The organism is Pseudomonas sp. Colony2, from assembly GCF_019382755.1.
GTDB lineage: Bacteria > Pseudomonadota > Gammaproteobacteria > Pseudomonadales > Pseudomonadaceae > Aquipseudomonas.
The window spans coordinates 2,022,411-2,038,821 of the sequence record NZ_CP080030.1 but is presented as its reverse complement, the minus strand read 5'-3'; the positions used below and the strand labels follow the sequence as shown (position 1 = coordinate 2,038,821).

General features: G+C 61.2%; 20 protein-coding genes. 9 read left to right on the top strand and 11 right to left on the bottom strand.

Translation table 11 applies throughout. From position 1 onward, the window contains the following. Positions 1-494: 494 nt before the first annotated feature. Positions 495-1,250, bottom strand: a complete 756-nt coding sequence (locus JV201_RS08780; RefSeq protein ID WP_087693646.1) for a spermidine synthase — start codon at positions 1,248-1,250, stop codon at positions 495-497. Between the two features lie 118 nt (positions 1,251-1,368). On the opposite strand from JV201_RS08780, the gene JV201_RS08775 reads away from it, so the two are divergent. Next, positions 1,369-2,715, top strand: coding sequence for a class II 3-deoxy-7-phosphoheptulonate synthase (locus JV201_RS08775; protein ID WP_087693647.1), 1,347 nt, complete (start codon positions 1,369-1,371; stop codon positions 2,713-2,715). On the opposite strand, the gene JV201_RS08770 is transcribed toward JV201_RS08775, so the two are convergent. Next, positions 2,695-3,924: a winged helix-turn-helix domain-containing protein gene (locus JV201_RS08770; RefSeq protein WP_008437776.1), complete on the bottom strand. Its 1,230-nt coding sequence runs from the start codon at positions 3,922-3,924 to the stop codon at positions 2,695-2,697. The genes JV201_RS08775 and JV201_RS08770 overlap by 21 nt on opposite strands. A 45-nt stretch (positions 3,925-3,969) precedes the next feature. Further along, entirely contained in the window at positions 3,970-4,176 is a 207-nt protein-coding gene (locus tag JV201_RS08765) for a DUF1127 domain-containing protein (protein WP_003218685.1), read from the bottom strand. Between the two features lie 70 nt (positions 4,177-4,246). On the opposite strand from JV201_RS08765, the gene JV201_RS08760 reads away from it, so the two are divergent. After that, positions 4,247-5,128 (top strand): LysR family transcriptional regulator, encoded by an 882-nt coding sequence (locus tag JV201_RS08760; protein WP_023659060.1) that lies wholly within the window; start codon positions 4,247-4,249, stop codon positions 5,126-5,128. On the opposite strand, the gene JV201_RS08755 is transcribed toward JV201_RS08760, so the two are convergent. Continuing rightward, positions 5,118-5,867 (bottom strand): sulfite exporter TauE/SafE family protein, encoded by a 750-nt coding sequence (locus JV201_RS08755; RefSeq protein ID WP_177008070.1) that lies wholly within the window; start codon positions 5,865-5,867, stop codon positions 5,118-5,120. The two genes, JV201_RS08760 and JV201_RS08755, sit on opposite strands and share 11 nt — an antisense overlap. Positions 5,868-5,975: 108 nt before the next feature. Between JV201_RS08755 and JV201_RS08750 the strand changes: the two genes are divergently transcribed. The 4 genes from JV201_RS08750 (at position 5,976) to JV201_RS08735 (ending at position 9,170) form a co-directional block, all read left to right on the top strand. Continuing rightward, entirely contained in the window at positions 5,976-6,926 is a 951-nt protein-coding gene (locus JV201_RS08750) for a LysR family transcriptional regulator (protein ID WP_008437773.1), read from the top strand. Between the two features lie 77 nt (positions 6,927-7,003). Then, positions 7,004-7,456 (top strand): MarR family winged helix-turn-helix transcriptional regulator, encoded by a 453-nt coding sequence (locus tag JV201_RS08745; protein WP_219406753.1) that lies wholly within the window; start codon positions 7,004-7,006, stop codon positions 7,454-7,456. Between the two features lie 252 nt (positions 7,457-7,708). Further along, a complete protein-coding gene (locus tag JV201_RS08740) occupies positions 7,709-8,128 on the top strand; it encodes an organic hydroperoxide resistance protein (protein WP_003218695.1) in 420 nt (139 codons plus the stop codon). A gap of 25 nt (positions 8,129-8,153) precedes the next feature. Beyond that, complete coding sequence (locus JV201_RS08735) at positions 8,154-9,170, top strand: alpha/beta hydrolase (protein ID WP_219406752.1); 1,017 nt, start codon at positions 8,154-8,156, stop codon at positions 9,168-9,170. 67 nt (positions 9,171-9,237) lie between these two features. On the opposite strand, the gene JV201_RS08730 is transcribed toward JV201_RS08735, so the two are convergent. Continuing rightward, positions 9,238-9,810 carry an elongation factor P gene (locus tag JV201_RS08730; protein WP_003218698.1) on the bottom strand — a complete coding sequence of 191 codons (573 nt, stop codon included), beginning with the start codon at positions 9,808-9,810 and terminating at the stop codon, positions 9,238-9,240. A gap of 49 nt (positions 9,811-9,859) precedes the next feature. Further along, entirely contained in the window at positions 9,860-10,993 is a 1,134-nt protein-coding gene (earP, locus tag JV201_RS08725; protein ID WP_178966197.1) for an elongation factor P maturation arginine rhamnosyltransferase EarP, read from the bottom strand. 131 nt (positions 10,994-11,124) lie between these two features. On the opposite strand from earP, the gene JV201_RS08720 reads away from it, so the two are divergent. Then, on the top strand, positions 11,125-11,493 hold the full coding sequence (locus tag JV201_RS08720) for a hypothetical protein (RefSeq protein WP_003218702.1): 369 nt from the start codon (positions 11,125-11,127) through the stop codon (positions 11,491-11,493). A gap of 15 nt (positions 11,494-11,508) precedes the next feature. Then, positions 11,509-11,991 (top strand): GreA/GreB family elongation factor, encoded by a 483-nt coding sequence (locus tag JV201_RS08715; protein ID WP_003218705.1) that lies wholly within the window; start codon positions 11,509-11,511, stop codon positions 11,989-11,991. A 5-nt stretch (positions 11,992-11,996) separates the two neighbouring features. Here the strand turns inward: JV201_RS08715 and cysB are convergent, their stop codons facing one another. The 5 genes from cysB to JV201_RS08690 all read right to left on the bottom strand — a co-directional run bounded on the left by cysB (position 11,997) and on the right by JV201_RS08690 (position 15,923). Beyond that, complete coding sequence (gene cysB, locus JV201_RS08710) at positions 11,997-12,971, bottom strand: HTH-type transcriptional regulator CysB (protein ID WP_003218707.1); 975 nt, start codon at positions 12,969-12,971, stop codon at positions 11,997-11,999. A gap of 104 nt (positions 12,972-13,075) precedes the next feature. Further along, on the bottom strand, positions 13,076-13,576 hold the full coding sequence (locus JV201_RS08705) for a universal stress protein (protein WP_219406751.1): 501 nt from the start codon (positions 13,574-13,576) through the stop codon (positions 13,076-13,078). Between the two features lie 63 nt (positions 13,577-13,639). Further along, positions 13,640-14,557 carry a 5'-nucleotidase gene (locus JV201_RS08700; protein WP_003218711.1) on the bottom strand — a complete coding sequence of 306 codons (918 nt, stop codon included), beginning with the start codon at positions 14,555-14,557 and terminating at the stop codon, positions 13,640-13,642. Between the two features lie 14 nt (positions 14,558-14,571). Continuing rightward, a complete protein-coding gene (locus JV201_RS08695; protein ID WP_102368441.1) occupies positions 14,572-15,534 on the bottom strand; it encodes a putative 2-dehydropantoate 2-reductase in 963 nt (320 codons plus the stop codon). Next, on the bottom strand, positions 15,531-15,923 hold the full coding sequence (locus JV201_RS08690; protein WP_102605075.1) for a thioredoxin: 393 nt from the start codon (positions 15,921-15,923) through the stop codon (positions 15,531-15,533). Before JV201_RS08690 ends, JV201_RS08695 begins: the two co-directional genes overlap by 4 nt. Between JV201_RS08690 and JV201_RS08685 the strand changes: the two genes are divergently transcribed. Continuing rightward, positions 15,922-16,356 (top strand): PilZ domain-containing protein, encoded by a 435-nt coding sequence (locus JV201_RS08685; RefSeq protein WP_087693654.1) that lies wholly within the window; start codon positions 15,922-15,924, stop codon positions 16,354-16,356. The genes JV201_RS08690 and JV201_RS08685 overlap by 2 nt on opposite strands. Positions 16,357-16,411 lie beyond the last annotated feature (55 nt).

The window sequence follows — 16,411 nt, the reverse complement described above, 5'->3', positions numbered from 1 at the left end:
GCTAAAGCGGGCACGGTGCACTGTAGGAGCTGGCTTGCCTGCGATGGCATCAACTGGGTGTACCTGATGCACCGAGGTGTCTGCATCGCAGGCAAGCCAGCTCCTACAGAAAAGCAGCTTTGTTTTCGCTCTGGTCTTTGCTTTTGCTTTTAACACTCAAGCCGGCCGGTAGGCCGCTGTGCTCTTGCTTTTGATTTTGATCTGCGGGCCCCGTCAACCACGATGGCCGCAAGTAGGCACGGTGGAGCGGGTAAATCGGCAAGGATGCCGATTTAGCCGCGCCGGGCCATGGATGGCCCGTCGCGGCGGCCCGCGGAACCGGGCCGGAGTGCGGGCATGCCGAGCCTAGGCGAGGCACCGAGTGGTGGGGCAAAGACCTTTTGGTTACTTTTGGCTGGGCCGGCATTCCGGGCGTTTGCCAAAAGTGACCCGCTGTAAGAGCGGAACCATAAGCGGCCGTTACCGCAGCAACGGATATGTACACAATCAAAACCCTACGTAGCCGGCCGAATCGCCTTGATCAGCGACTGCAACGAATACCCCAACCGCGGCGCCAACGCCTCAGCCCGCGCAGACAACGCCGCCACATCGAGCACCTGATCCAGATCCGCCGGCACCAGCAAAATCACATTCCCCTCCTTCACCGGCAACTCCCAATAATGCCGGTGATACAACCCACGCAACAACGCCGCTCCCAACGGCTTCCCATCATCCGTAGCCCACTGATTAATCACCAACCACCCCCCCGGATTCAGCTTCTTCTGGCAGTTCTCCAGAAACGTCCAGGCCAGATGCCCAACGCCCGGGCCAACATCCGTATACAGGTCGACAAAAATCAGGTCCGCCGACTCAGCCGAAGGCAGCAATTCCAACGCATCCCCAACGCGGATATACAGCCGAGGATCATCATCCAGCCCCAAGTACTCAATGGCCAGACGCGGCACATCAGGCCGCAGTTCGATGGCTTCCACATCATCCAAAGGCAGAAACTTCAGGCAAGCCTGGGTCAACGTCCCAGCGCCCAAGCCCAGGAACAACGCACTCTCCGGCTGCTCATGGCACAACGCCCCAATCAGCATCGCGCGGGTGTAGTCATACTCCAACCAGCTCGGGTCAGCAGTAAACACACAACTCTGCTCGATGGCATCGCCAAACTCGAGAAAGCGGTAATCGGCCACTTCCAGCACGCGGATCATGCCGAAGTCATCATGGACCTCGGCCAGCAGGCGCTCGACGCGCTCCTCAGACATTGCAACTCCTAACGGCGTGCCAACGGGAAAGCCGGGATTGTGGGCGAACCGGCGGCAGCAGGTCACGTACTAATTGCTGATAACATGACGGCCCGACCGCAAATCACTCGAGTTCATGATGAGCCAACCCTGGAGCCCCGACAGCTGGCGCGCCCTGCCGATCCAGCAACAACCCCAGTACCCTGACGCCGCGCATTTGTCGCAGGTCGAGCAAAACCTGGCGAGCTATCCGCCGCTGGTGTTTGCCGGTGAAGCCCGTGAGTTGCGCCGTCAGTTTGCCGAGGTGACCCAGGGTCGCGCCTTCCTGTTGCAAGGCGGCGATTGCGCCGAGAGTTTTGCCGAGTTCTCGGCGGCAAAAATCCGCGACACCTTCAAGGTGCTGCTGCAGATGGCGATTGTGATGACCTTCGCTGCCGGCTGCCCGGTGGTCAAGGTCGGGCGTATGGCGGGCCAGTTCGCCAAGCCGCGCTCTTCCAACGATGAAACCATCGACGGCATCACCCTGCCCGCCTACCGCGGCGATATCGTCAACGGTATCGGCTTCGACGAAAAAAGCCGCGTGCCCGATCCGGACCGCCTGCTGCAGTCCTACCACCAGTCCACCGCCACCCTGAACCTGCTGCGGGCGTTTGCCCAGGGCGGTTTTGCCGACCTGCACCAGGTGCACAAGTGGAACCTGGACTTCATCGCCAACTCCGCCCTGGCCGAGAAGTACAGCCAACTGGCCGACCGCATCGACGAAACCCTGGCCTTCATGCGTGCCTGTGGCATGGACAGCTCGCCGCAACTGCGCGAGACCAGTTTCTTCACCGCCCACGAAGCGCTGCTGCTCAACTACGAACAAGCCTTCGTGCGCCGCGACAGCCTGACCAACGACTATTACGACTGCTCGGCACACATGCTCTGGATCGGTGATCGCACCCGCCAACTTGACGGTGCCCACGTCGAATTCCTGCGCGGGGTGAACAACCCGATCGGGGTCAAGGTCGGCCCGAGCATGAACCCCGACGACCTGATCCGCCTGATCGACATCCTCAACCCGGACAACGACCCGGGCCGCCTGAACCTGATTGCGCGCATGGGTGCCAGCAAGGTCGGCGACCATCTGCCCAACCTGATCCGCGCGGTACAGCGCGAGGGCAAGCAGGTGCTGTGGAGTTCCGACCCGATGCACGGCAACACCATCAAGGCCAGCAGCGGCTACAAGACACGGGACTTCGCGCAGATTCTCAGTGAGGTGAAGGAGTTCTTCCAGGTGCATGAAGCCGAAGGCACTTACGCCGGCGGGATTCATATCGAGATGACCGGGCAGAACGTCACCGAGTGCATCGGTGGCGCGCGGCCGATTACTGAAGACGGGCTGTCGGACCGCTACCACACCCACTGCGACCCACGGATGAATGCCGATCAGTCGCTGGAATTGGCATTCCTGATTGCCGAGACGCTAAAACAGGTCAAGCGTTAAAAGCTCTACCCGCAACCGTGCCGCACTGGCCCGCTGGCAATTGAGCTGTATCTGCTCAAGCCCGAGCCAGTCGGCCATCTGCCGCAGATTCAGGGCCAGCGCGCGCATGCCCTCCTCGTCCAGCCCCGGCTCTTCCTCGTGAACGGCATGCACCGCCAGGCGTCCGGCCGCCCGCTCCGCCCGCAGATCCACGCGCGCGGCAATCCGCTCGTTGTGCAGGAACGGCAGCACGTAGTAGCCATATACCCGCTTGTCCTGGGGCGTGTAGATCTCCAGCCGATAGCGGAAATCGAACAACCGCTCGGTACGGCTGCGCTCCCAGATCAGCGAATCAAAAGGCGATAACAGTGCGCTGGCAGGCACCTTGCGCGGGACTTTCGGCTCGGGCAGGCAATAAGCCGGCTGTTTCCAGCCCTGGACCTCGCAGGTGATCAATTGCCCATCCTCGACCAGCTCCGCCAGGCGCCCACGGCTGTCGGCCGGGTCCAGACGGAAGTAGTCGCGCAGGTCTTTTTCAGTGCCCACCCCCAGCGCCGTGGCGCTGTGCAGCAGCAAACCGCGTTGCGCCTCAGCCTCGTCCAAGGGGGGTTGCTGGAGAATGTCGGCCGGGATCACACGCTCCGGCAGGTCATACAAACGCTCAAAACCCCGCCTCCCGGCGACGGTCACCTGGCCGGCGGCGAACAACCATTCCAGCGCATGCTTTTCATCGCTCCAGTCCCACCACGGGCCGGCGCGCTCCTCGCGGGTCGACAAACTGCCCGCACCCAGGGCGCCTTGTTGTTCGACGATGCCCAGCACCCGGGCGATGGTGGCCTGCTGCTCGCGACCAAAACGCGCCATTTGCTGATAGATCCCCTGCCCCCGGGCCGCCCGTTCCATGCGCCAGCGCATCAATGGGTACAACGCCATTGGCAACAACGACGCCTCATGGCCCCAATATTCGAACAGCGAGCGGCGCCGCCCCGAACTCCAGGCGGCCTGCTCTAGAATCAACGGAGAGTAATGCCCCAGACGGGAAAACAGCGGCAGGTAGTGCGAACGCACCACCGCATTTACCGAATCAATCTGCAACACGCCCAAACGCTCAACCAGGCGATTGACCTGCGCCGCCTTGATCAACGCCGGCGGCTGGCGCCCGGAAAAACCCTGGGCGGCCAGCGCCAGGCGTCGCGCCTGCTTGAGGGAAAAGGACAGTTCTGCGGGCATGGGCATCTCCTTGTGTGCTCGCGAACCACCCTACTGCATCCCGAGTCATTTTCGCAGCGGGTCTTCCCAAAAATGCCGGCGGCTTTCCTGCTCGACATCGCCACGGTTGAGCCCGATGTCCTTGAGCGCCTCATCGCTCATGCTCATCAACAGCTGACGCTCACGGTGCACGGCCATCCACCGGGAACCCAGTTGAAGCAGCCCGGAAAACGGCCGCTTCGCCATCAGTACAAAGCCTCTTTGACCTTTCATCATCTCGCCCTCCAGTGGGGATGACTGAAGTCTGTGCCTGGCGCTATGATCAATCCAACGAATGTTTCTTATGCAATACATCTCGGAGATTGATCAATTGTCCAGCTACCCGAGTATCGACACCGAGGTGCTGCGCACCTTCGTCGCCATCGCTGATCAAGGGGGCTTTACCCGCGCCGGCGAGCAGGTCAACCGCACCCAGTCGGCGGTGAGCATGCAGATGAAACGCCTGGAAGAAGATGTGTTGCAGCGCAAGTTGTTCGAGCGCGATGGTCGCCAGGTGCGGCTGACTCCGGAAGGCCAGGTGCTATTGGGCTATGCCCGCAGGATCCTGAAGCTGCACAGCGAGGTGTTCAACACCCTGCGCGAGCCGCACATGGTCGGGTTGGTGCGCATCGGCACCCCGGACGATTACGTGATGCGCTACTTGCCGGGGATTCTCAAGCGCTTCTCCAAGGCTTACCCGCTGATCCAGATTGAAATGCACTGCGAGTCGTCGCCGGTGCTGATGCAGCGCCGGGACCTCGACCTGACCGTTATCAGCCGCGAACCGGGAAATGAAATCGGCGAACTGCTGCGCCATGAACGCATGGTGTGGGTGGCGGCGCCCTGCTTCTGTATGGATGAGCACAGCGCCCTGCCCCTGGCCATTTCCGGCCTCGACAGTTTTTGCACGCAGTGGGCACGCGCCGCGCTGGACGCCCAGGGGCAGGAGTACCGACTGGCGTATCACAGCTCCAACGGGGCCGCGATCCTCGCAGTGGTGGGTGCCGGCCTGGCCGTCACGATCAATATGGAAAGCCTGGTGACCGAAGACCTGCGCATATTGGGCACAGCGGACGGTTTTCCGCCGCTGCCGTCGGTCAACCTGCGGCTGTTGCGCAACCCGCGCACCACCTCGCCGATTACCGAATGCCTCGCCGAATACATCCTCGAAGGCTTCAAACTTTAAACGTCAGCATCACCGCACACACCGCCAGGAACCCGCAGAACAGCCCGCGCAACATCCGCTCCGGCATGGCGTGGGCGACTTTCACGCCCCAACTGATACTGAGCAAACCGCCGACGGCCAAAGGCACGCCGATCATCCAGTCCACTTCGTGGTGCCAGGCGTAGGTCACCAGGGTCACGCTGGTGCTCGGCAGAGCCAGGGCCAGCGACAGCCCTTGGGCCACCACCTGGCTGGTGCCGAAGATGCTGGTCAGCACCGGCGTGGCAACCACTGCACCGCCCACCCCGAACAAGCCACCCATGGAGCCTGACGCCGCGCCCAACACCCCAAGCCACGGCCAGGAATAACGCATCTGCGCTGACGGCGGTGCATTGTGGGTAAACATTCGCAGCAGGTTGTAGGACGCCAATACCAGCAGAAACGCGATAAAACCCACCCGCATCACGTCAGCATCGATTCCCACCGCCCAGATCGAGCCCAGCCAGGCGAAGGAAAAACCCATCACGCCCAACGGCAGTGCATGACGCAATTCAATCCGGTTGCGCTGGTGATAACGCCACAACGCCAGCATCACATTCGGCACCACCATCACCAGGGCCGTGCCTTGGGCGATCTGCTGGTCGAGGCCGAAAAATACTCCCAGCACGGGAATGGCAATCAGCCCGCCGCCGATACCGAACAAGCCACCGACCGTGCCCAACGCTACGCCCAGCATTAAATACAACGCTAAATCTGCCACCCGCTCGCTCCTGCTGTTCCCAGGCCTTGCATGCTACGCAGTCCGCTCTGGTGCGGAAACGCACAGCAACGCACAATGGCTGTGCCAATCTCGCACAAGCAGACGCTGATGAACCCCAATACATTGACCGATCAACTGAGCCTGTTTCTCGACGTACTGGAAGCCGGCAGCTTTTCTGCAGCCGCGCGCCGTCACCCGCTCACGCCCTCGGCCGTGGCGCGGCGCATCGACAGCCTGGAAAGCTCGGTGGGTAGCCGGCTGTTTCAACGCAGCACCCATGCGGTGGTGCCGACGCCCGCCGGCCTGGCGTTTGCCGAGCGCGCCCGGCGGATTGTCAGCGAGCTGCAACTGGCGCGGGCCGAAGCGGTGTCGCTGAGTCATGCGCCTGAAGGCTTGATCCGCGTGGACGCACCGGCGGCTTTCGGCAGGCGGCATTTGGCGCCTGCCATCGCTGACTTTCTCAATGTCTATCCGGGACTGGACGTGCACCTGCACTTGATCGACAGCTTTGTCGACATGCAGGGCGAGCATCTGGGCAAGGTCGACCTGGTGCTGCGGGCCGGGCATATCGTCGACACCCGGCTGATTGCCACGCCACTGGCCAGCATCGTGCGCATCGCTTGCGCAAGCCCGGCCTACCTGAAAAGCCGTGGCACCCCGACCCATCCCAGCCAATTAAGCGAGCATGACGGCCTGGATTGGGAAGGCCTGGCACCGATGTTCGCCTGGCGTTTTGAGCTCGATGGGCGCAAATCCACCTACCGCCCGCAGCGCATTCGCATGAGCGCCAATAACGCCGAAGCCCTGCTTTCAGGCGCGCTGGCCGGACTGGGTGTTGCGCATCTGCCCACCTGGCTCGCCAGTGAATACCTGGTGCGCGGTGAACTGGTCCCGCTGTTCTGCGAGAACGGCCTGCCGACGCCTGAAACCGCGGGCATCTATGCGCTCCGCCTGGAGCAACACGCCAACGCCCGCAGCCGCTTGTTGCTGGAATACCTCAAGGCGCGCTTCAGCCCTGTGCCGCCCTGGGACCTGGCACTGCAAAGCGGCCTGGGTTGACCGGCCGGACAGAATTGTCTGGCGCGTTAAAGATTTGCCCGCTAGATTCGAAACCAGACACGTTTTAAGGCACTGCCATGACCAAGCCCCTCGATACCTGCGAATCCTTGTTGCTCGACAACCAACTGTGTTTTGCCCTGCATTCCACCTCGTTGTTGATGACCAAGGTCTACAAACCGCTGCTGCAAGCCCTCGGCCTGACCTATCCGCAGTACCTGGCCATGATGGTGCTGTGGGAAGAGGATGGCTTGACCGTAGGCGAAATCAGCAATCGCCTGCTAACGGATCCCGGCTCCCTGACGCCGCTGCTCAAGCGCCTGGAAGCCGAAGGCCTGCTCAGCCGCACCCGCAGCCGCGAAGACGAGCGCGTGGTGGTGGTTGAATTGACCGAGGCCGGGCGCGCCCTGCGGGACAAAGCCATGGAGATTCCACAGTGCATCCTGGGCGCCAGCGGGCTGGACATCGAGCAGTTGCGCAAGCTGCAGGGCGATTTACTGGCACTGCGAAAAAACCTGCAAGTCTCCCTCTAAAGGCACCACGCATCAAAAATGTGGGAGCGGGCTTGCTCGCGAATGCGGTGGATCAGTCAATGCATCTAGTGACTGTCACACCTCATTCGCGAGCAAGCCCGCTCCCACATTTGTTTGTGCAATGCCTGGCTATCAAAGCGCGCAAAATATTTTCCAAATATATCTTGCGCACTAACTATTAGCGCGATACATTCACCTCGCCACTTACTTAGTGCGCAAACATTTAGCGCAAACACTGACGAGGAAATCACCATGCAAGCTCTCTACACCGCAGTAGCCACCGCCACCGGCGGCCGTGATGGTCGTGCTGTTTCCAGCGACAACATCCTCGATGTAAAACTCTCCACGCCAAAAGAACTGGGCGGCGCGGGTGGCCAGGCCACCAACCCGGAACAACTGTTCGCCGCCGGTTACTCCGCCTGCTTCATCGGTGCCCTGAAATTCGTCGCCAGCCAGACCAAACGCAAAATCCCGGATGACGCTTCGATCACTGCCCACGTCGGCATCGGTCAAATCCCCGGCGGTTTCGGCCTGGACATCGACCTGCACGTCAGCTTGCCCGGCCTGGCCCAGGACGACGCGCAAAGCCTGGTCGACGCTGCGCACCAGGTCTGCCCTTACTCCAACGCCACCCGTGGCAACGTCGATGTACGCCTGCACGTAACCGTCTGACCCACGCGGTTTTTTGGAGAAGAACATGAACACATTTGGCAAAGTACTCACCGGCACCCTGCTCGCCTTCTCGATCACCAATGCCTTTGCGGCCAGCGGTGACGTGGAACACAACACCCAGGCGTTTCTCGATGTACTGAACGCCGGCACCGGCAAACCGATGGAGCAACTGACGCCCAGGGAAGCCCGTGCGGTGCTGACAGGTGCACAGTCAGGCGTGAAACTGACGCTGCCCAAGGCCGACGTGAGCCAGAAGACCATTCAGGTCGATGGCCAGCCGCTGAGCCTGACCATCGTGCGTCCGGCCGGGGTCAAGGGCACATTGCCAGTGTTCATGTTCTTCCACGGCGGTGGCTGGGTACTCGGGGATTTCCCGACCCACGAGCGTCTGGTACGTGACCTGGTGGTGGGGTCGGGAGCGGCGGCGGTGTTCGTCAACTACACGCCATCACCTGAAGCGCACTACCCGGTGGCGATCAACCAGGCGTACGGGGCAACCAAGTGGGTGGCCGAACACGGCAGCGAGATCAACGTTGATGGCAAACGCCTGGCCGTCGCCGGCAACAGCGTCGGCGGCAACATGGCAGCGGTGGTCAGCCTGATGGCTAAGGACAGGGGCACTCCGTCAATCAAGTTCCAACTGCTGTTGTGGCCGGTGACCGACGCCAACTTCGACACCGGGTCCTACAACCAGTTTGCCGAAGGCCACTTCCTGACCCGCAACATGATGAAGTGGTTCTGGGACAACTACACCACCGACACCAACCAGCGCGCCGAGATCTATGCGTCGCCCCTGCGGGCAAGCACCGCGCAGCTCAAGGATTTGCCACCTGCGTTGATTCAGACCGCAGGCTCGGACGTGCTGCGTGACGAAGGCGAAGCCTATGCCCGCAAGCTGGATGAAGCCGGTGTACCGGTGACCGCCGTGCGCTACAACGGCATGATCCATGACTACGGTTTGCTGAATGTCGTCAGCCAGGTACCGGAGGTTCGTTCGGCGCTGCTGCAGGCGTCCGAGGAGCTGAAGCAACACCTGAAGTAAAAACCGGCACCCACAAAAAAGCCCGACGCATGGTCGGGCTTTTTTTATCGTACCGGTGGCGCAGGAATTACTTCTTGGCGCGACCTTTGTACGAACCACCTTCACGGGTGTCGATCTCGATCAGGTCGTCGATTTCGATGAAATCGGCTACTTGCAGTTCGGTACCGTTAGCCAGCTTGGCAGGCTTCATCACCTTGCCCGAAGTGTCGCCGCGAGCGGAACCTTCGGTGTAGGCAACCTTACGCACGATAGTGGTCGGCAGCTCTACGGAAACCAGACGGTCTTCGAAGAAGATAGCTTCGCAGACGTCTTCCATGCCTTCTTCCACGAACGGCAGAACGGCTTCGATGTCTTCAGCGTTCAGCTCGTACATGGTGTAGTCGGTGGTGTCCATAAACGTGTAGGTGTCGCCGCTGATGAAGGACAGGGTCGCTTCTTTGCGGTCGAGGATCACGTCGTCCAGTTTGTCATCGGCGCTGTAGACGATCTCGGTCTTGTAACCGGTCAGCAGGTTCTTCAGCTTGGTCTTCATGATTGCGCTGTTACGACCAGACTTGGTGAACTCAGCTTTCTGAACCAGCCAAGGGTCGTTTTCGAGACGGATCACTGTACCGGGTTTCAGTTCTTTACCAGTTTTCATTGCGAATATCCGAAATTTGGATGGGATTTACAAAAATCAAGGTCGCGTATCATATCCAATTTACATAAAACTGTACCAGCGCCGTCGCAAGATCGGTCCGCGAGCCTTGTTCCAGAGCCCATTTCTCGGCGTTCGCGGTCACTTCCGGCCAGTGTTCCAGCAGCATTTTCCAGCAAAGTGCCATATCGCCATCAGCGTTCCAGGCCTGCCAAAGGCCGACCAACGCGACTTTCGCAGCCGGAGACAGACCTTCGGTATACAGCTCAAGGAACGCATCGAGCTTGTCCAGGTGAATGTCTTCGTCCTGGCGATAGATATGCCACAACAGTGGCCGCCCGGCCCATTGCGCCCGCACGAACGAGTCTTCGCCGCGCACGGCGTTGAAGTCGCAGCACCACAACAGCCGGTCGTATTGCTCCTGGCGCACAAACGGCAGCACTTGCACGGTCAACCCGTCGCGCCGGTGCACATCACCTACTTCCAATGACTCGACCCCCAGCCAGCCCTGCACATCTCCGAGGATCCGCCCTTCCGGCACCAGCAGATGAGTGGCGCGCCCATCGGCCGCCAGCACGTCAAGCCAACTGGCCAGCCCGGCGTTTTCATAGGCGAACAACGACATCATTCGCGCACCGTCCACCGGGAAAACCCCAAGCGCCTGCAGAAACTGCTGCCGGGCGGCGGCGTCTTGCTGGAAGGCATCGCGCTGTTCCAGCAGCCCCGCCTCACGCAATAAACCGCCGGTGCCGGGACGGAATCCGGGAAAGAAGAAGTACTTTTGCACGCCCTTGAATTTCACCGAGGGCAAACCGTGGCAGCCGACCACCCAGTCTTCGGCGCTCAGGTAATCCAGGTTCATCCACAACGGCGTGCGGTCGCGTGCGGCCATCGCTTCCATGTAGCCAGGCGGCAATTGACAGGCGAACGCAGCGATCACCACGTCTGCCGCGTCGGTCGCCGGCCAGTCGGAGGGCCAGTAGCGCACGTCGACGCCCTCTTGCCATTGCTGGTGCACCTGCACATCAATCTCGGGGCACATGCGTTCGAACGCCCGCAGGTCATCGACCCACAAGCGCACCGCACACCCTTGTTCCGCCACCAATTGCCGGGCCAGGCGCCAGGTCACGCCGATGTCGCCGTAGTTATCGACGACGCTGCAAAAAATATCCCAGCGGGCTTTCATTCCGGGCTCCAACGCTCAAAGGCTCGATTGTCCGTATAAATGCCTCGATACAGAAGGGTTGATCGCGATTATTCTGCGCGCGGCTGTGGGACAATCGGCGCCATGCCGCACGTGCCTGCCAGGAGGCCACCATGTCTGATCGTTCGTTCTCGCTGTTCAAACTCAGTATCGCCGTGGCCTTCGGCCTGTGGCTGGGGTTTATCGCCATTGTGCTGAGCGTGTGGCTGGCTTCCCGCTACCTGCCCGAGCAAACCGTGGCGCCGGTGGCCCGAGTGGTGCAGCAACTGGGCAAGCCAGAGGTGGTTGCACCGGAGCCACCGAACCGGATGTTCGAGCAGTACCAGGAGAACCTGCGCAAGCAGGAGCAACAGCAAACCCTGGACCAAGCCCGCAACAACCCGCGTAACCTGTCCAACCCCAAATGCCAGTTCTGGCTGCAACAGGACCAGAACGCCCCCAACGACAAGAGCCGGGCCAACGTCCTGCAATTTTGCGATTGATCACGAAAGCCGCCCATGAATAAACACGCCGTTCACCAGTTGGTTTTGGACAAACTCGCGGTCGATCTCGATATCGCCCAGCGCGCCGCGCAAACCGCGTACGAAACCGCGACCCACGAAGAAAACATCGCCGAGAACAAGTACGACACCCTGGGCCTGGAGGCTTCTTACCTGGCAGCCGGCCAGGCCCGACGCGTCGAGGAGATCCGGCAGGCGCTGACGCTCTGCCAGAACATGCAGCTGCGGGCCTACGATGACCAGCGCGGCATCGAAGTCGGCGCATTACTGGGGTTGGCAGATGAAAACGATCGCCAGCAGTGGCTATTCCTGGCGCCGGACGGCGCAGGCTTGAAGGTCGATGTGGTGGGGCAACCGGTGACCGTCATCACCCCACGCTCGCCCCTGGGCAAAAGCCTGTTGGGCAAGTTCGAAGGGGATGAGGTGGAGATTCTGGTGGGGGGCGCTCGGCAACAGTTTGCTGTTACCGAGGTGAAGTAAGCCGATCAGTGAACCGGTAGTTCAACGCCGTCGAACAGCTCTTCCAGTTCCTGCTTGTTGTGGCACTGGATGGCCTTGGCCATCACTTCGCGCGTCAGGTGCGGCGCGAACTTTTCGATGAAGTCGCACATGAAACCACGCAGGAAGGTGCCACGACGGAAACCGATCTTGGTCACGCTGGACTCGAACAGCTCGCTGGCATCGAGCACCACCAGGTCGTTGTCGAGCTTGGTGTCGACCGCCATCTTGGCGACGATACCGACACCCAGGCCCAGGCGCACATAAGTCTTGATGACGTCGGCGTCAGCCGCGGTGAACACCACTTTCGGCGTCAGGCCACGATGGCTGAAGGCTTCGTCGAGTTTCGAACGGCCGGTGAAACCGAACACGTAAGTCACGATCGGGTATTCAGCCAGGGCTTCCAGGGTCAGCTTCGGCAGCTTGGCCAATGGGTGGCCTTGTGGGACCACGACGCAACGGTTCCAGCGGTAGCACGGCATCATCACCAGGTCGCCGAACAATTCCAGCGCTTCGGTGGCAATCGCGAAATCGACGGTGCCGTCGGCGGCCATCTCGGCGATCTGCATCGGCGAGCCCTGGTGCATGTGCAAGGCCACGTCCGGGTACTGCTTGATAAAGCTGCTGATCACCGGCGGCAGCGCATAACGCGCCTGGGTGTGGGTGGTGGCGATCGACAGGGTGCCCTTTTTCTCGTTGGAGAATTCCTGGGCGATCTGCTTGATGCTTTCGACCTTGCGCAGGATCTCGCCGGCGGTGGTGATGATGCGCTCACCGGCCGGGGTGACACGGGTCAGGTGCTTGCCGCTGCGTGCGAACACTTCAACGCCCAACTCATCTTCGAGCAGGCGGATCTGCTTGCTGATACCGGGTTGCGAGGTGTAAAGGCTTTGAGCAGTAGCGGAAACGTTGAGGTCGTGGTGCGCCACTTCCCAGATGTAGCGCAGTTGTTGAAGCTTCATATGTGTCCCTCAAAGCGGATAGACGCCACGGGTATCAGCGACGGTATATAACTATATTAAAGGTTAGACGGATAAATCTAGAACTTTTTATCGTTTTCTACCAATCACACGTCGTCACTGCGTCGACGCTGCAACAGCGGCACCAGGTACACCGGCACCTGGGACAGCTGCAGCACCCGTGCGGCGGTTCTCCCCAGAGGTGTTGCCACCCCGACCGCCTGGCTGTGACTACCTACGATCAACAAATCCACAGAGAGTTTCTGCGACTGGTCGAGAATCACTTCACAAGGATCACCCTGGATCACCCGCACCGAACGGATCAACTTGAGGTCCTGCTCCCCGTCCCCCAGCTCCTCGCGAAAACTGTCGAGCACCCGTTGTTCGATGGTCGCCATCACCGTCGTCAGGCCCTGGCTTTGCCATTCACTCAAGGCCTTCTCATCAAGGTAGCTGTGCAACACCGATTCGGCGAACAGCCCGATGGGCTCGACCACGTGAATCACATACAGATCAGCCTTGAACGTTCGCGCCAGCGCCAGGGCATGTTGCATCACATAGGGGGCATACAGACCGAGGTCAGTGGCGTACAGCATCGAACGAATCATAGAACCTCCTGGGCAGCCAGGATGGCGGGGATTGATTCAGCTTAGCAGCGCCTTTGGCAGTGCTCAGCCCTCGGTCTGAATTTTCAACTCGTTACTGATGCCATGGGGGACGTGACCGGTGGCCACGAACTCCCGGGCCTTCTCGCAATGCCCTTCCTGGTCATCGAAAAACACATCGGCGGCGAAGGCTTCGAGGAACGCCGACTTCTCCAGGCCACCAAGAAACAGCGACTCGTCGAGACGGATATCCCACTCGCGCAGCGTGCGAATCACCCGCTCGTGGGAAGGCGCCGAACGGGCGGTCACCAGCGCAGTGCGGATGGGGCAGGACTCGTCGGGGAACTCGCGCTGCAACAGGTTGAGTGCCGCCAGGAAGCCCTTGAATGGGCCGCCGCGCAACGGCTCGCGGGCGGATTCGCGCTCGCTGGCCTGGAAGGCTTCAAGGCCGCCCGACTGATAAACGCGCTCGGACTCGTCGGAAAACAGCACCGCGTCGCCATCGAAGGCGATCCGCAATTCAGCACTGGAGGCCCGACCTGCGCCGCCCGACAGAATCGTCGCTGCGGCAAACCCGGCATCCAGGGCGCTGCGCACATCCTCGGCATGGGTGGACAGAAACAGGTGGCAGCCAAACGCCGCCAGATAAGGATAAGGGCTGCGCCCGCCGACAAACGCCGCGCGGGAGATGTCGAGCCCGTAATGCTGGATCGAATTGAATACACGCAAGCCGGTGTCGGCACTGTTGCGCGACACCAGCACCACCTCGACCCGGGCGCGGCCGAGGCTGGCGTTGAGGCTCAGGAGTTTCTTCACCAGCGGGAAGGCGTCACCGGGCTCGAGGGTTTCTTCCTCGTGGTCGATCTGGTACTTGCGGTACGCCTCGACGCCTTGGGCCAGGTAGACCTTGTGGCTCTCGCTCAGGTCGAACAGCGCTCGCGAGGAAATCGCCAGCACCAGTTTGTCGCCCAATCCCTTCGCCATGGTGTTCCCCCCAATCAGCGGTTATGCCGATCCATAAAACTCAAGGCCTGATACAGCGCCTGCATGCGTGGCAATTCACAACCCGCCGCGTTGGCCGCGGCCAAGGGGCGCGCGTAGATCGCCGCCAGTTCCAGCGGGCGCTTGTGCACGTAATCGTGATACATGCTGGGCAAGTAGTCATCCATGCTCTCGGTCATGGTGAACATCTGCCCGGCGTAACTGGCGGGAATCTCATGCCCGCAGGCGTGGGCGCCCTGCACCACTTCGGCCATCAGCGCCTGGATCAGTTCGCGGCTGGACTCATCCGCCATCATCGCCGTGGTGCCCGTGCCGAACACTACCGAGAGACCGTTGTAAGGCACGTTCCACACCAGTTTATGCCAGCGCGCCTGGTGCACATTGGCCATGGCCTGGGAATCGATACCGGCCTGGTGAAACAGCGCGGCGCCTTCTTCGACGATGGCTTGCCGACCGTTGTCATCGTTGGCCGCGGGGCCACTGTGGTAACCCAGGTTGACCCGGCCCAGCGCCTGATGCTCGACGATCCCGGGACCGGAACGGTGCACGCCGATGTAGCACAGGCCACCCAGCAGGTGCAGCGACGGCGGCAGGTGTTCACGCAGGCTGTCCTCTACGTCGAGGCCATTTTGCAACAGGATTATCCTGGCGTCCGGGGCGGCAACTTGAGCGATGGTCGGGGCCAGTTCGACATTCCCGGTCGATTTGGTGCCCACCAGCAGCCAGTCGCACGGCGGCATGTCGGCGGCGCGGGCATAAGCCTGTACCGGGTGAAGGTGCACGGTTCCGTGGATCGTGCTGTTGAGTTGCAGGCCGCGCTCGCTGACCGCCGCGTACTCGCTGCGCAGCAGGAAATGCACATCGAAGCCGGCGCGCGCGAGCATCACACCGTAGTAGCCACCAATGGCCCCGGTGCCGATGATCCCGATCCGTGGCGACTGTTTGGTTACTTCGGTCATGGCAACTCCTCTGGTATTCGTTTGAGCGCCTGCTGCACACCTTGAGTCAGGTCGCTGGCGGTCAGACGCGTCAGTGACGCTAATATTCCATGGAATTTCCCGTTACACACCACAAACAACGCCGGCAGGTGAAAGATCTCGTAGCGCTCCACTGCCCCGCCATTGTGACCCGCATCCACCCAGCACACCCGGTCCACCGGCAAGTCCCAACCCGGCAGTTGCTGGTGCAGGAAGCGGCAACGCGAGCAGCCGTCACCGGTAAACACCACCAGGGACGTGCCGGGAAGCCCCAGTAATTGCTGGTCGATATCCAGGTCGGTAAGTTGCAGCTCTTTCACTATACTGCTGCCACCGCCGTCAACTGGACGGTGCTCGGAGTCCGTGTGCATGGGTCGTTTCTTTCCTCACCCTGATGATGTCGCTGTCGAAATAACCCAACGCCCCATTTCCGGCATTTCCCGCCAACGGCTGCACACTATCGGCCTGGGCGGCGTCGCATGCAATTGCCCGCGCGCCTGGCGCCAGGGCGCGGCCATCGAGTTGCACATCCCCTCACTGGGCCAGACGGCCCGCTATCCGGGCTATGTGGCATGGTGCCGCAAGGCCGAAAACGGCTACCGCGTCGACATTGCCTTTACCGATGAGCAGGCCTTGTTCGGTGCGCGAATGGGTGAGCAAGTGTGCCAGATCGAACGGTACTGCCGCCTCCACGAAGGCGTCGAGCCCACACTCGGGCAGAGCGAAGCGCTGGCCCGGGAATGGGTCACGCGCCATGCCGGCGAGTTCTCCCATGAGGCTTTTGTGCTGCCAGCGCTGGATTAAAGCGGACGTTGCCCATTGTCTCGCAGCCTTGTAACGCGCTAAGGTTCCGCTCCCC

Coding starts and splice junctions, on each gene's coding strand:
- JV201_RS08780 (WP_087693646.1), bottom strand. CDS start 1,250: ATGTCTGAGGAGCGCGTCGAGCGCCTGCTGGCCGAGGTCCATGATGAC.
- JV201_RS08775 (WP_087693647.1), top strand. CDS start 1,369: ATGAGCCAACCCTGGAGCCCCGACAGCTGGCGCGCCCTGCCGATCCAG.
- JV201_RS08770 (WP_008437776.1), bottom strand. CDS start 3,924: ATGCCCGCAGAACTGTCCTTTTCCCTCAAGCAGGCGCGACGCCTGGCG.
- JV201_RS08765 (WP_003218685.1), bottom strand. CDS start 4,176: ATGAAAGGTCAAAGAGGCTTTGTACTGATGGCGAAGCGGCCGTTTTCC.
- JV201_RS08760 (WP_023659060.1), top strand. CDS start 4,247: ATGCAATACATCTCGGAGATTGATCAATTGTCCAGCTACCCGAGTATC.
- JV201_RS08750 (WP_008437773.1), top strand. CDS start 5,976: ATGAACCCCAATACATTGACCGATCAACTGAGCCTGTTTCTCGACGTA.
- JV201_RS08745 (WP_219406753.1), top strand. CDS start 7,004: ATGACCAAGCCCCTCGATACCTGCGAATCCTTGTTGCTCGACAACCAA.
- JV201_RS08740 (WP_003218695.1), top strand. CDS start 7,709: ATGCAAGCTCTCTACACCGCAGTAGCCACCGCCACCGGCGGCCGTGAT.
- JV201_RS08735 (WP_219406752.1), top strand. CDS start 8,154: ATGAACACATTTGGCAAAGTACTCACCGGCACCCTGCTCGCCTTCTCG.
- JV201_RS08730 (WP_003218698.1), bottom strand. CDS start 9,810: ATGAAAACTGGTAAAGAACTGAAACCCGGTACAGTGATCCGTCTCGAA.
- earP (WP_178966197.1), bottom strand. CDS start 10,993: ATGAAAGCCCGCTGGGATATTTTTTGCAGCGTCGTCGATAACTACGGC.
- JV201_RS08720 (WP_003218702.1), top strand. CDS start 11,125: ATGTCTGATCGTTCGTTCTCGCTGTTCAAACTCAGTATCGCCGTGGCC.
- JV201_RS08715 (WP_003218705.1), top strand. CDS start 11,509: ATGAATAAACACGCCGTTCACCAGTTGGTTTTGGACAAACTCGCGGTC.
- cysB (WP_003218707.1), bottom strand. CDS start 12,971: ATGAAGCTTCAACAACTGCGCTACATCTGGGAAGTGGCGCACCACGAC.
- JV201_RS08705 (WP_219406751.1), bottom strand. CDS start 13,576: ATGATTCGTTCGATGCTGTACGCCACTGACCTCGGTCTGTATGCCCCC.
- JV201_RS08700 (WP_003218711.1), bottom strand. CDS start 14,557: ATGGCGAAGGGATTGGGCGACAAACTGGTGCTGGCGATTTCCTCGCGA.
- JV201_RS08695 (WP_102368441.1), bottom strand. CDS start 15,534: ATGACCGAAGTAACCAAACAGTCGCCACGGATCGGGATCATCGGCACC.
- JV201_RS08685 (WP_087693654.1), top strand. CDS start 15,922: ATGGGTCGTTTCTTTCCTCACCCTGATGATGTCGCTGTCGAAATAACC.
- JV201_RS08690 (WP_102605075.1), bottom strand. CDS start 15,923: ATGCACACGGACTCCGAGCACCGTCCAGTTGACGGCGGTGGCAGCAGT.